The organism is Nocardioides sp. P5_E3 (assembly GCF_054049275.1).
Genome location: NZ_JBFUMR010000003.1, coordinates 124168 through 136277, shown reverse-complemented (window position 1 = coordinate 136277; position 12110 = coordinate 124168). Strand labels below are relative to the sequence as shown.

Annotated in this window: 14 protein-coding genes; 5 read left to right on the top strand and 9 right to left on the bottom strand. The window is 72.6% G+C overall.

Annotated elements, in window-relative coordinates; translation table 11 throughout:
- Positions 1-15: 15 nt before the first annotated feature.
- On the top strand, positions 16-654 hold the full coding sequence (locus tag ACXJKB_RS02635) for an alpha/beta hydrolase (protein WP_457185138.1): 639 nt from the start codon (positions 16-18) through the stop codon (positions 652-654).
- 41 nt (positions 655-695) lie between these two features.
- On the opposite strand, the gene ACXJKB_RS02630 is transcribed toward ACXJKB_RS02635, so the two are convergent.
- Genes ACXJKB_RS02630 through ACXJKB_RS02620 form a run of 3 tightly spaced genes read right to left on the bottom strand, consistent with a single transcriptional unit; the run spans position 696 to position 3989 of the window.
- Positions 696-1685, bottom strand: a complete 990-nt coding sequence (locus ACXJKB_RS02630; protein ID WP_457185136.1) for a methionine synthase — start codon at positions 1683-1685, stop codon at positions 696-698.
- Positions 1682-2785 carry a tRNA 2-thiouridine(34) synthase MnmA gene (mnmA, locus tag ACXJKB_RS02625; RefSeq protein ID WP_457185134.1) on the bottom strand — a complete coding sequence of 368 codons (1104 nt, stop codon included), beginning with the start codon at positions 2783-2785 and terminating at the stop codon, positions 1682-1684. The genes ACXJKB_RS02630 and mnmA overlap by 4 nt, the downstream gene beginning before the upstream one ends.
- Positions 2786-2807: 22 nt before the next feature.
- Positions 2808-3989, bottom strand: a complete 1182-nt coding sequence (locus tag ACXJKB_RS02620) for a cysteine desulfurase family protein (RefSeq protein WP_457185132.1) — start codon at positions 3987-3989, stop codon at positions 2808-2810.
- Between the two features lie 73 nt (positions 3990-4062).
- On the opposite strand from ACXJKB_RS02620, the gene ACXJKB_RS02615 reads away from it, so the two are divergent.
- Entirely contained in the window at positions 4063-5310 is a 1248-nt protein-coding gene (locus tag ACXJKB_RS02615) for a hypothetical protein (RefSeq protein ID WP_457185130.1), read from the top strand.
- Positions 5311-5314: 4 nt separating this feature from the next.
- On the opposite strand, the gene ACXJKB_RS02610 is transcribed toward ACXJKB_RS02615, so the two are convergent.
- Positions 5315-5959, bottom strand: coding sequence for a nucleotidyltransferase domain-containing protein (locus tag ACXJKB_RS02610; protein ID WP_457185128.1), 645 nt, complete (start codon positions 5957-5959; stop codon positions 5315-5317).
- A 23-nt stretch (positions 5960-5982) separates the two neighbouring features.
- Here ACXJKB_RS02610 and ACXJKB_RS02605 point away from each other — a divergent pair, with 23 nt between their 5' ends.
- Together ACXJKB_RS02605 and ACXJKB_RS02600 are read left to right on the top strand one after the other, a co-directional pair.
- A complete protein-coding gene (locus tag ACXJKB_RS02605; RefSeq protein WP_457185126.1) occupies positions 5983-6459 on the top strand; it encodes an HIT family protein in 477 nt (158 codons plus the stop codon).
- A gap of 14 nt (positions 6460-6473) precedes the next feature.
- Positions 6474-6791 carry a nucleotide pyrophosphohydrolase gene (locus ACXJKB_RS02600; protein ID WP_457185124.1) on the top strand — a complete coding sequence of 106 codons (318 nt, stop codon included), beginning with the start codon at positions 6474-6476 and terminating at the stop codon, positions 6789-6791.
- A gap of 193 nt (positions 6792-6984) precedes the next feature.
- Here ACXJKB_RS02600 and ACXJKB_RS02595 read toward each other — a convergent pair whose 3' ends face one another.
- Positions 6985-7335 (bottom strand): hypothetical protein, encoded by a 351-nt coding sequence (locus tag ACXJKB_RS02595; RefSeq protein ID WP_457185122.1) that lies wholly within the window; start codon positions 7333-7335, stop codon positions 6985-6987.
- A gap of 218 nt (positions 7336-7553) precedes the next feature.
- Between ACXJKB_RS02595 and ACXJKB_RS02590 the strand changes: the two genes are divergently transcribed.
- Positions 7554-8360 carry an Ig-like domain-containing protein gene (locus tag ACXJKB_RS02590; protein WP_457185120.1) on the top strand — a complete coding sequence of 269 codons (807 nt, stop codon included), beginning with the start codon at positions 7554-7556 and terminating at the stop codon, positions 8358-8360.
- Between the two features lie 18 nt (positions 8361-8378).
- On the opposite strand, the gene proB is transcribed toward ACXJKB_RS02590, so the two are convergent.
- The 4 genes from proB to rplU form a co-directional block, all read right to left on the bottom strand.
- Complete coding sequence (proB, locus tag ACXJKB_RS02585) at positions 8379-9524, bottom strand: glutamate 5-kinase (RefSeq protein ID WP_457185118.1); 1146 nt, start codon at positions 9522-9524, stop codon at positions 8379-8381.
- Positions 9514-11079: a GTPase ObgE gene (gene obgE, locus ACXJKB_RS02580; RefSeq protein WP_457185116.1), complete on the bottom strand. Its 1566-nt coding sequence runs from the start codon at positions 11077-11079 to the stop codon at positions 9514-9516. Before obgE ends, proB begins: the two co-directional genes overlap by 11 nt.
- A gap of 108 nt (positions 11080-11187) precedes the next feature.
- Positions 11188-11442, bottom strand: coding sequence for a 50S ribosomal protein L27 (rpmA, locus tag ACXJKB_RS02575; protein WP_135840891.1), 255 nt, complete (start codon positions 11440-11442; stop codon positions 11188-11190).
- A 49-nt stretch (positions 11443-11491) separates the two neighbouring features.
- Positions 11492-11791 (bottom strand): 50S ribosomal protein L21, encoded by a 300-nt coding sequence (rplU, locus tag ACXJKB_RS02570; protein WP_056908626.1) that lies wholly within the window; start codon positions 11789-11791, stop codon positions 11492-11494.
- Between the last annotated feature and the right edge of the window lie 319 nt (positions 11792-12110).

The following is a 12110-nucleotide window of genomic DNA, read 5'->3' as shown; positions in this document are numbered from 1 at the left end:
TCTCGAAGGAGAGTCGTGACCGATCCCCTCCTGACGACCGACGACGTCCCGGGCGACCCGCGAGCGATGGTCCTGGTCCTCCACGGGGGCAAGCCCCGGTCGGACCGGGCCATCGGCTCGACGAGCGCGTCGTGGCACCGGGCCGCGTGGCTGCAGCGCGCGATCGTGCCGTTGGCCCACGAGGCCGGCGTCGGCGTCTGGCTCGCGCGCTACCGCGTGCGCGGGTGGAACGGTGGCGCCGGCCCGGTGGCCGACGCCCGGTGGGCGCTCGACGAGATCCGGGCCGCCCACGGCGACGTGCCGGTGGTGCTCCTCGGCCACTCCATGGGTGCCCGGGTGGCGGTCCACGCCGCCGACGACGCGTCGGTCGTCGGCGTCGTCGGGCTCGCTCCGTGGTGGTCCGGGGACGACCCCGTCTCCACCCTCGCGGGCCGCGCCCTGCGGGCCGCCCACGGGCGCCGGGACCGCATCACGTCGTTCCGCGAGACCACCCGCTACGTCGATCGTGCGCGCGCGGTGGCGAGCAGCGCCGAGCTCCACGACATGGGCGGCCTCGGCCACTACATGCTCGCGGGCTCGCAGGAGTGGCACGACGTGGCACTCGCGTCGGTGCTCGACGTGGTCGCCGCCCAGGTCCCGCGCGCCGGCCGCTGACGGGGCGTGCCACGGCCCGCCCAGGCCGGTCGGGCAGGGGCTCAGAGGTTCCGGGCGACCGTCGCGGAGAGCCTGACGGCCCGGCCCGCCCACTCCGCCGACGCACCGGCCAGGCCGCAGGTCGGCGTGAGGACCAGGTGCTCCCCCACGCCGTCCGGGTCCAGGCCGAGCATGTCGAGCCACCGCTGCACCCGCTCGGTGGTCCGCACCTCCGAGGCATCGGCGGTCGGCGCCGTGGACGGTACGACGCCGAGCGCGGCGGTGCGGCCGGACTCCAGCACCTCCGCGAACGTGTCGAGGTCGGCCGGGCCGAGCATGTCGAGGTCGGCGGACAGGCCGTGCACCCCCGTCCCCGCGACGAGCGACCACGGCGTGCTCGGGGCGCAGGAGTGCACCCACGCCTCGCCCCCGGCGTCGACGACCGCCGCGACGACCCACTCGAGGTGCGCCGATGCCTCGGGGAGGTGGACGCTGCGGTGCCGGCCGAAGCCGCTGGCGGTCGGCACCTGGCCGGCGACGACCTCGGCCAGCACCGGCTCGTCGACCTGCACGATCCAGCGGTCGACGCCGGGGAGGCGTCGGCGCAGGTCGGCGAGGTGGGTGCGGACGCCCTCTGCGAGCGCCTGCGCGAGCTCCCGGCGGGCGCCGTGGTCGGAGAGCACCTTGTCGCCGCGCGGCTTCTCGACCGTGGCGGCCAGGGTCCACGGTCCGGCGACCTGGGTCTTGAACGCGCCCCGGTAGTCCTGCGCCACCTCCTCGACGGTGTCGAGGTCCTGGGCGAGCAGTGATCGTGCGCGCCGGTGGTCGACCCCGCTGGCGTCGGTCAGCCGCCAGCCGGCGGGCTGGAGGTCCGCGCCGAGGCCGGAGACGATCGCGAGCCCGCGACCTGTCATCGCGGCCGTGACGCCCCGGCCGGGCACCTCCGCCACGTGCGGGAGGTCGGGCAGCTCGCCCAGGACCAGGCGGGTCGCCTCGGCGTGGTGGGCGTCGGTGGTGCCGGGCATCGAGCCCACGCCGGTGGCTCGCGTCACGCGTGGACCTCGACGGGACGCGTCGACTCGATGGTCGCCGAGCCGACGACCCGGGTGCCGTCGTAGATCACCGCGGCCTGACCGGGTGCGATCCCCTCGGCGGGGTCGAGGAGGTCGATCTCCACGCGGTCCCCGGACACGACGACGACCGCCCGGTGCTCCGCCCCGTGGGCGCGCATCTGCACGGTGCCCTCGACCCGCTCGGGGACCGTGCCGCACCAGCGCGGGCGGACGCCGGCGACGTGGTCGACAGCCAGGCGCTCGCGGGGTCCGACCGTGACCGTGCCGCTGACCGGCTCGATGTCGAGCACGAACCGCGGCTTGCCGTCGGCGGCGGGCACGCCGAGGTGGAGGCCGCGGCGCTGGCCGATGGTGAAGCCGTAGGTGCCGGTGTGGCTGCCGACCGTCTCGCCGGTGGTCGCGTCGACGATGTCGCCGCCGTGGTTGGGCGCCCGGTCGCCGAGCTTCTCGCGCAGCCAGCCGGCGTTGTCGCCGTCGGCGACGAAGCAGATGTCGTGCGAGTCGGGCTTGTCTGCCACCAGCAGGCCGCGCGACCCGGCCTCGCGGCGCACGGCCGTCTTGTCGGTGTCGCCCAGCGGGAAGAGGGAGTGCCGCAGCTGCTGCTGGTCGAGCACGCCGAGGACGTAGGACTGGTCCTTGGCGTGGTCGGTGGCGCGGTGCATCTCGATCAGCCCGTCGGCCCCGGTGCGCAGCTGCGCGTAGTGCCCGGTCGCGACAGCGTCGAAGCCCAGGGCGAGCGCGCGGTCGAGCACGGCGGCGAACTTGATCTTCTCGTTGCACCGCAGGCACGGGTTGGGCGTGCGCCCGGCGGCGTACTCGTCCATGAAGTCCTCCACGACGTCCTCGTGGAAGCGGTCGGACAGGTCCCAGACGTAGAACGGGATGCCGATGACGTCGGCCGCGCGGCGTGCGTCGTTGCTGTCCTCGATGGTGCAGCACCCGCGCGCCCCGGAGCGGTACGACGCCGGGTTGCGGCTCAGGGCGAGGTGCACCCCGGTCACCTCGTGCCCGGCCTCGACGGCGCGGGCGGCGGCCACGGCGGAGTCCACCCCGCCCGACATGGCGGCGACGACCTTCATCCCTGACTCCACCCGACCGACCTCAGCGTGCCTTGGCGGCGCGGGCGCGCTCCACCACCGGGCCGATCGCCTCGACGAGGGCACCGATGTCGCCCGGCGTGGTGGTGTGGCCCAGCGAGAAGCGGAGCGAGTGCCGCGCCTGGTCCGCGTCGCAGCCCATCGCGAGCAGGACGTGGGAGGGCTGCGGGACGCCGGCGGAGCAGGCGGACCCGGTGGAGCACTCGATGCCACGGGCGTCGAGCAGCATCAGCAGCGAGTCGCCCTCGCAGCCGGGGAAGCCGAGGTGGGCGTTGCCCGGGAGCCGCTGCGGCCCGGCCGGCGCCCCGTGCAGGTGGGCGTCGGGCACGACCTCGACGACGCGGCGCACCAGGTCGTCGCGCAGGGCGGCGACGCGCACGGCGTGCTCGTGCTGGTTCTTGACCGACTCCTCGACGGCGGCGGCGAGGCTGGCGATGGCCGGCACGTCGAGCGTGCCGCTGCGGATGTCGCGCTCCTGCCCGCCCCCGTGCACCAGGGCGCTGACGGCCAGGTCACGACGTACGACGAGCGCACCGACGCCGTAGGGGCCGCCGACCTTGTGGCCGGTGAAGGTCAGGGCGTCGACGCCGGAGGCGGCGAAGTCGACCGGCACCTGCCCGAGGGCCTGGACCGCGTCGGTGTGCACGGGGATGCCGTGCTCGGCGGCGATCGCGACCACCTCGTCGATCGGCTGCAGCGACCCGACCTCGTTGTTGGCCCACATCACCGAGATGAGCGCCACCGACTCGGGGTCCCTGGCGACCGAGTCCTTCAGCGACTCGAGGTCCAGCACGCCTTCCGGCGACACGGGCAGCAGCTCGACGTCGGCGCCGTCGCTCGCGGCGAGCCAGTGGAGCGGGTCGAGGACCGCGTGGTGCTCGATGGCGGTGGAGAGAACACGCGTGCGACGGGGGTCCTCGGCACGGCGGGCCCAGAAGATCCCCTTGAGCGCGAGGTTGTCGGACTCGGTGCCGCCGGAGGTGAAGACGACGTCGCCCGGCCGGGCGCCGATCACCCCGGCGATGGTCTCGCGCGACTCCTCGACCACCCGCCTGGCACCGCGTCCGGAGGCGTGCAACGAGCTCGCGTTGCCGACGCCGGTGAGCTGGCGCGTCATCGCCTCGATCGCGGCCGGCAGCATCGGCGTGGTCGCGGCGTGGTCGAGGTAGACGAGCGAGTGGTTCATGACCTGCCAAGCCTACGGTGCCGACGTGCGCCAACCCGCCCCGCGTGGCCACGTTCACACCTAGGCTCGCTCCGTGCGCGCATCCCGGGCCTGGCTCGCCTGTCTCCTGCTGCTGCCGACCCTCGCGTGCCGGGCCGGCGGCCAGCCGCCCGAGGACTCCCCTGCGGCGGACCGCCAGGAGCGGTCCGCGGCACCGGGCGCGAGGGACGAGACGCTGCGCGAGCAGGCCCTCGCGCTCCTCGACGAGCGCGAACGGGCGCTGGCGGACGGCGACCGCGAGGCGTTCCTCGCCACCGTCGACCCCGACGAGCTCGGCTTCTCCGCGACCCAGGCCCGCTGGTTCGACAACCTGGCCCAGCTCCCCATGGCGGACGTGTCCTTCGAGCTCGGCGAGGAGGACGCCCTCGCCGACGACTTCGACGACGGCGAGCTGCGGCTCCCCGTCGAGTTCACGATGCGGCTGCGCGGCTTCGACAGCCGTCCCGTCACGGACATGATGGTGTGGACGTTCGTCCACAGGGACGACGACGTGCTCCTCGTCGGCGACCGCAACGAGGAGGTCGACCTGGTGAACGGGTGGATCCCGGCTCCGTGGGACCTCGCCCACGTCGAGGTGCGCCGCTCGGGTGGCATCCTCGCGGTCTTCGACGAGGACACCAGCGAGCACGCCACCTATGTCATGTCCGACCTCGCCGACGCCACGGCGGTCGTCCGACGCCACTTCCCGGACTGGTCGGGCCGCTACGTCGCCTACGGCGCCTCCGACACCACCGCGATCGCCGAGATGAGCGGCATGACCGTCGACCAGACCGCGGGCGTGGCGTTCCCCGTGCTGGCGCGCCCGGACGGCCCGGTGGCCGCGTACCGGTTCGCGGTCAACCCCACCGTCGTCGGTGACGTCGTCTCCCGCGGCCTCGTGTTCCGCCACGAGCTGGCGCACGTCGCGCTGGGTGCCACCGACGACCGCTCCCCCGTCTGGTTGATGGAGGGCGCCGCGGAGTACGTCGCCCGCTCGACCATGCCCGTCGACGACCGCCGCCGGATCGCCGCGTTCCAGCTCGTCGGCGCGTCCGCCCGCACGCTCGAGCCCACCAGGAGCTTCTACACGGGGGATGCCACCCTCAGCTACAACCTGGCTGCGGTGGTGTGCGACTACGTCGCGACCACCAGGGGCGAGGCCGCGCTGTGGGACCTGGTCCGCAGCTTCCGCACGGCCCGATTCTTCTCCTGGGCCCAGACCGAGGGCGTCGTACGCCGTGAGCTCGGGCTCTCGACGAAGGAGCTGAGCGCGCAGGCGCTCGCCTGGGCGCGGGCTGCCTGAGGCTTCAGCCCATCGGCTCGAGCCACGGGTGGTCGGCGCGCTCCTTGCGAACAGCCTCGCGCAGCCAGTCCTGCTCCGTCGCGCCGAGAAGCGGCCACGCCACCGCGAGGTCGGCGTCGTCCTTCGGCCGGTTGAGCCGGGCCTTGTGGTGCAGCACCACCTCCGGGCGCATGTAGCGGATCCCGTCGCCAGCCACCCATGTCACGTCTGCCAGCGGAACCACGTGGTCGGGGTCTCGGCGCGACACCCACAGCCCGTCGCGGTCCTCGGCGAGCAGGCAGTCGAGGAACCACGGTGCCTGCGCGTGGTCGCGCAGCCAGACCTGCCCCGAGCCCTCGTGCGGTCCGGGGAAGTCGTCGTTCACCGGCCGGAGCGCGCCGGCACCGGCGCTCCAGAGGTGGTGCCGGTCCCCCACCATCGCCCGGAAGCGCGGCAGGTCCCGCAGCCAGATCACCGCGTCGATGTCCTCGTGCCGCCGTGCCTGTCCGGTGAAGGCGTCGATCGCCCACCCACCGACGACCCACCACTCGCCGTCGTACGTCGCCATGAAGGTGGCCAGTCCGGCCGGGTCGAGCGCCTGCCACTCGCCGTAGAGCCGGCGGAACGTCGCCTCCTCGGCAAGGTCGTTCGCCGAGGGCTCCCAGTGCATTCCCGCAGGCTAGCGTCGCGCCCGTGCACACACACGAGCCCGAGGGGTACGACTGCCCGTTCTGCCGCCTGCAGAGGGGCGTCCACAACGAGCACAACCGGCCGGAGGACGTCGTCGCGGTCACCGGGCTCGCGTTCGCGCGGATCTCGCCGAAGTGGTGGCCGGCCAACGACGGCGCGGTCCTGGTCGTCCCGCGCCCGCACCACGAGAACCTCTACGACCTGCCCGCCGAGGTCGGGCACGCCGTCTGGGACCTGACCCAGCGCGTCGCGGTCGCGATGCGGTCGGCGTACGACTGCGACGGGATCTCGACCCGCCAGCACAACGAGCCGGCCGGCGGCCAGGACGTGTGGCACCTCCACGTCCACGTCTTCCCGCGGTGGGCCGGCGACCGGCTGTACGAGCAGCACCCGAGCACCCGGTGGCCGTCACCCGAGGAGCGCAGGCCGCACGCCGACCGGCTGGCCGCCGCGTTGGACCTGCCCCGCAGCTTCGACTGAGGCAGGATCGGGCCATGGAGTTCGAGCAGATGCAACAGCGGGCCCGCGCAGTGCGGAGCAGGTACGCCGAGGTGGAGGCGTCGACGTACGGCCGGTCGTGGACGACCGAGGAGGTGATGCTCGGCTTCCTCGGAGATGTCGGCGACCTCGCCAAGCTGGTGCAGGGCAAGGCCGGCATCCGGCCGCGCGAGGACCTCGACGAGGCGCTGGCCCACGAGCTCGCCGACTGCCTGTGGAGCATTCTGACCCTCGCCGACGCGTACGACGTCGACCTCGCCGCTGCCTTCACGAGCACGATGGACGAGCTCGACGAGGTGCTCGCCGGGGACTGAGCCCGGCGCGGAACCACCGTGGGCCACCTCAGCGATCTCGCTGACCTGGCCGCCTCGGAGCTGCTGTCCGGACGTGGCGCTCGCGTGCTCGCCTCTCGACCGCATCCGCGACTGGGTGGGCCGCGGCCGAGTGACCGCGGAAAGTCGCCGACCCGCAGCTTGTGCCTGAGCGACGGTCTCGACGTCGAGCGTGTCAGTCGCCTTGCGCCCAGGCGGCGACCGGCAAGGAGAGGTACACCCCAACCTCCCTTGTTCCGCTGACTTCGACCACCGCGTCACGGAGCTGGTCACACCGCTCCTGACGCGTCACGGCACGACTGGCGAACCACTTCGACCGCACCTCGACGACGATGTCCAGCCCACCGAGGTCGTGCGGGCCTCGTGGGCGGAAGCGGATCTCCACGTCGCCCGGCTGCAGCATGCCGTCGTACGGCTCCTCGGGACACTCAACCGCGAGCGAAACGGCGTTCGGGAGAGTCTCGGCGAGGGTCCGCAACAGTGCGGTCGCGATCAGAGGATCGTGGGTGACCTCAACGATGGGCATGAGGTGACGCTAGTTCCTCCGCCCTGGTCTTCTTCGCAGACGCTGGCACCGGTCACCAGTTCTTCATGAGCCTGGGTGGCGATGACGAGGTCCAGGTGTGGAATCACGAGGACGCCAGTGCGCCATGTCCTCGACTTCCCGGACGCCGGACCGTAGGGCGTCGTAGGGTGCGCTGTCATCCATGCGCCGTCTTCGGCCGCACCTCTTGGGAGCCTCTTGTGCCTCTTCGCGTCTTGCGTCTAGCCGTCCTGACCACCGCGTCGGTGGTGGTGACCACCACGGTGGGCCTCGGAACGTCCGTGCCCGCGATGGCCGATGACAGCCCGGCTCCCGTTGCCGGCGATGACGTCGTCACCGTCGAGGCGCGCAGCACAGAATTCGGTGGCGTCACCCTCATTGACGTCCTTGCCAACGACAGCGCTGCAGATGGCGAGGTGCTCGAGATCTGCCGCGTGCAGGCGCCTGAGCGCGGGCTCTCGGTGGCCGAGGCCCAGCCCGACGGCGGTTTCACCATTGAAACCCCCGAAGCCGCCTACAGCTCTGGCGTCAGCGGAGGATCGTTCGAGGAGGGCGCTCGCGAGCAACTCGTCGTTCTGTCCTGGGCCAACCGCGCTGGCACGTACCAGTTCACCTATTGGGCTTGCGACACCGAGCACCTCACGCCGGCAACGGTCACGGTGACGGTCACGAAGACCCCTGAGGTCACCGTGCGCAAGGTCGACCGCCCGGGCAGGCTCCGATTCACCAACCCTCGGACGAGCCGCGCGGTCGTGATCTACGGGGGCCTCGACCAGGACCGACCCGACGGCCGCGTCCGGCTGGCCCCCGGCACCCACAGGACCCAGCGAGTGGAGCGCCGCGCCATCCGTTGGGTCGCGTTCGCCCCGCGAACCGGCCAGACCATCGGCGAGGGCGTCGTTCGCGGCATCCGCCTGCCCGGCTCCACGCGCAGGAGCGTCACGGCCGCCAACGGCATCGAGCCCCGGCTGACCCACCGCATGCTCCGCGCCTGGCGCAGCAACTGATCATCTCGGGCGCCGCCTTCATGGCGATGGCTGGAGCAGGACGAGGTCGTCGCGATGGATGACCTCGCGCTCGTACGCCGCCCCGAGGGCCGCCTTGAGCTCGCCGGTCGAGCGGCCGAGGAGGGCGGGCAGCTCGTCGGCGTCGAAGTTGACGAGCCCGCGGCCCACCACGGCGCCGTCCGGGTCGAGCAGGTCGACGGCGTCGCCTGCGACGAAGGAGCCGTCGACGCCGGTCACGCCGGCCGCCAGCAGCGAGGCGCGACGCTCGACGACGGCACGCACGGCACCGCTGTCGAGGGACAGCGTCCCCTGCCCGGACGTGGCGTGGGCCAGCCACAGCAGCCGGGTGGGGCGGCGCTTGCCGGTCGCCTCGAAGTGGGTGCCGACCTCGGCGCCGGCCAGCGCGGCGGCGGCCTGATCGGCGGAGGTCAGCAGGACGTCGATGCCGGCGCCGGTCGCGATGCGGGCGGCGTCGACCTTGGTCGTCATGCCACCGGTGCCGACGCCGGCGGAGCCGGCCGACCCGACGGTCACCGCGGCCAGGTCCTCCTCGGACCGCACGACCGGGACCAGCCGCGCGCCGGGGCGCGACGGCGGGCCGTCGTAGAGGCCGTCGACGTCGGAGAGCAGGACCAGCAGGTCTGCGTGCACGAGGTGGGCCACCAGAGCCGCCAGCCGGTCGTTGTCGCCGAAGCGGATCTCGGAGGTGGCGACCGTGTCGTTCTCGTTGACGATCGGGACGACCCCGAGCTCGAGCAGCTTGGCGAAGGTCTGGTGCGCGTTGCGGTAGTGCGCACGCCGGGTGACGTCGTCGACGGTGAGGAGCACCTGGCCCGTGACGATCCCGTGCCGGGCGAACTCCTCCTGGTAGCGGTGCGCCAGCAGCCCCTGCCCCACGGACGCGGCCGCCTGCTGTGCGGCGAGGCCGCGCGGGCGCTTCGTCAGCCCGAGCGGGGCCAGGCCGGCGGCGATGGCGCCGCTCGAGACCAGGACGACCTCCGCGCCGCCACCGTGGGCGGCGGCGAGCACCTCCACCAGCTGGCGTACGCGGGCCGGGTCGATGCCGCCGGCAGCGGTGGTCAGCGACGACGAGCCGACCTTGACGACGATGCGTCGGGCACCGGTGACCAGGCTCAGCCGGGCGGCCGAGCGGTCAGTCGTCACTGCCGTCCCAGTCGGGGTCGTCCTTGCTGCCGATCTCGTAGGCCATCGGGCCCACGCCGGAGCTGCCCGAGCTGCGGTTGGGACCCTTCTTCCTGCGGTCCTCGTCGAGGCGGCGGGCGACGTCGGCGCGCGCTTCCTCCTCGGCCTTCGTCTCCATGCCCTCCGCGATCTCGCGGCGGCGGTCGCGGGCGGGACGGGCCTCGCGCAGCCGCTCGTCCTCACCGCGACGGCCGAGCATCTCCGCACCGGCCTCGACGCTGGGCTTGAAGTCGAAGACGACCGAGTTGTCGTCGGCCCCGATGAGGACCGTGTCGCCCTCCTCGGCACCCATCCGCGCGAGCTTGACCTCGACGCCGAGCCGGTTCAGGCGGTCCGCGAGGAAGCCGACGGCCTCCTCGTTGCTGAAGTCGGTCTGCCGCACCCAGCGCTCGGGCTTGGTGCCGCGCACCCGCCAGCCGTCGTCGGTGGCGACGACCTCGAAGTCGTCGCTGCTGTCGACGGCCTTCGGCCGGAGCACGATGCGCTCGGGCTCGGCCGCGGGAGCGACCTCGCGGGACGCGACGACGATCTCGGCCATGGCGAAGGTCAGCTCGCGCAGGCCGGCACCGGACGCGGCGCTGACCTCGAAGACGCGCAGGCCGCGACCGCGCAGCTCCTCGACCACCATGTCGGCGATGTCCTGGCCGTCCGGGACGTCGACCTTGTTGAGGGCGACCAGCCGCGGCCGGTCCTCGAGGCCGCCGTAGCGGGCCAGCTCGCCCTCGATGACCTCGAGGTCGTCGAGGGGGTTGCGGCCGGGCTCGATGGAGGCCGTGTCGACGACGTGGACCAGCGCGGCGCAACGCTCGATGTGGCGCAGGAAGTCGTGGCCGAGGCCACGGCCCTCGGCGGCACCCTCGATCAGGCCGGGCACGTCGGCGACCACGAAGGTCGTCTCGCCGGCGGTGACCACGCCGAGGTTGGGGATGAGGGTGGTGAACGGGTAGTCGGCGATCTTGGGCCGCGCTCGCGAGATCGCGGCGATCAGCGACGACTTGCCGGCGCTCGGGAAGCCGACCAGGCCGATGTCGGCGACGACCTTGAGCTCGAGGCGTACGACGAGCTCGTCGCCGGGCTCACCCAGCAGCGCGAACCCGGGAGCCTTGCGCTTGGAGGAGGCGAGGGCGGCGTTGCCGAGGCCGCCGCGGCCTCCGGCGGCGATGACCAGGGTCGTCCCGTTGCCGACGAGGTCGGCCAGCGCGGTGCCGTCCTCGGCCTTCACGAGCGTGCCGTCGGGGACGGTGAGGACCAGGTCCTTGCCGTTGCCGCCGTTCTTGTGGTCACCGGCGCCCTGGCCACCGTTGTCGGCGCGGCGCTTCGGGCTGTGGTGGTAGTCGACGAGGGTCGTGACGCTCGTGTCGACCTGGAGGATGATCGACCCGCCTTGGCCGCCGTTGCCGCCGTCGGGACCGCCGAGCGGCTTGAACTTCTCCCGCTTGACCGAGGCCACGCCGTTGCCACCTCGTCCGGCCGCGAGGTGCAGCGTGACCTGGTCGACGAACGTGGGGATGGCCATGGGGGTTCCTGTCAGGTGTGGAGCGGGGGGTGAAAGCACGAAGGGCGCCCCCAGACAGGGACGCCCCTCGCAAGAGAGCTCAGTGCTGAAGTGCTCAGTGTCGCGTCGTCACTCGCCGGGGACGATGTTGACGACCTTGCGGCCGCGGCGGGTGCCGAACTCGACGGCGCCGGCCTGCAGGGCGAACAGGGTGTCGTCGCCGCCACGGCCCACACCGGTGCCCGGGTGGAAGTGGGTGCCGCGCTGGCGCACGATGATCTCGCCCGCGCCGACGACCTGGCCGCCGAACCGCTTCACGCCGAGGCGCTGGGAGTTGGAGTCACGGCCGTTCTTGGTGCTCGCAGCACCCTTCTTGTGAGCCATTGTTCAGTCCTTTGGAACGAAGAGTTGGTGGTCGACCTCGAGCCGGCGCTCAGAGGGAGATGTCGGTGACCTTGACCTGGGTGTACTTCTGGCGGTGACCCTGGCGCTTCTTGTAGCCGGTCTTGTTCTTGTACTTCTGGATGATGATCTTCGGGCCCTTGGTGCGGCCGGTGACCTCGACGGTCACGCTCGCCTTGTCGAGGCCGGTCGCGGTGACCTTGTCGCCGTCGACGACCATCACCACAGGAAGGGTGAGGGTGTCACCGGCGGCAGCCATCGCGTCGATCTCGATGACGTCGCCCACGGCAACCTTCTGCTGCTTGCTGCCACTGCGCACGACTGCGTACACGGCGAGTCACTCTCCTCGATACGAACTACTGGTCTCAGAACTGGGGGTCTGCGCACGACACCGCCTGGAACTTCGGGCGAGTACGCCGCGTGGCGGGCGCGCAGGGATGGTGTGTCGAACACCGAGGGTCAAGACTACGGGATCGGGTGCCGACCGGGCAAAACGAGGTCGGCCACCCCCTTTTTCCGAGCCCTATCGCTTGCGCGAGCCCTTCTTCTTGATCGGGACGTGCTCGACGACGGGCGCCTCGTCCGGCGCACCGGAAGCGGTGTCCGCCCCGTCGACCGGGGTGGGCGCGACGGCGTCACCGGACGGCGTA

What these genes read in the sequence shown, in the direction of transcription:
- ACXJKB_RS02600 (WP_457185124.1), top strand. Translation starts at nt 6,474, where the DNA reads ATGGAGTTCGAGCAGATGCAACAGCGGGCCCGCGCAGTGCGGAGCAGG.
- ACXJKB_RS02620 (WP_457185132.1), bottom strand. Translation starts at nt 3,989, where the DNA reads ATGAACCACTCGCTCGTCTACCTCGACCACGCCGCGACCACGCCGATG.
- obgE (WP_457185116.1), bottom strand. Translation starts at nt 11,079, where the DNA reads ATGGCCATCCCCACGTTCGTCGACCAGGTCACGCTGCACCTCGCGGCC.
- mnmA (WP_457185134.1), bottom strand. Translation starts at nt 2,785, where the DNA reads ATGAAGGTCGTCGCCGCCATGTCGGGCGGGGTGGACTCCGCCGTGGCC.
- ACXJKB_RS02595 (WP_457185122.1), bottom strand. Translation starts at nt 7,335, where the DNA reads ATGCCCATCGTTGAGGTCACCCACGATCCTCTGATCGCGACCGCACTG.
- ACXJKB_RS02610 (WP_457185128.1), bottom strand. Translation starts at nt 5,959, where the DNA reads ATGCACTGGGAGCCCTCGGCGAACGACCTTGCCGAGGAGGCGACGTTC.
- rpmA (WP_135840891.1), bottom strand. Translation starts at nt 11,442, where the DNA reads ATGGCTCACAAGAAGGGTGCTGCGAGCACCAAGAACGGCCGTGACTCC.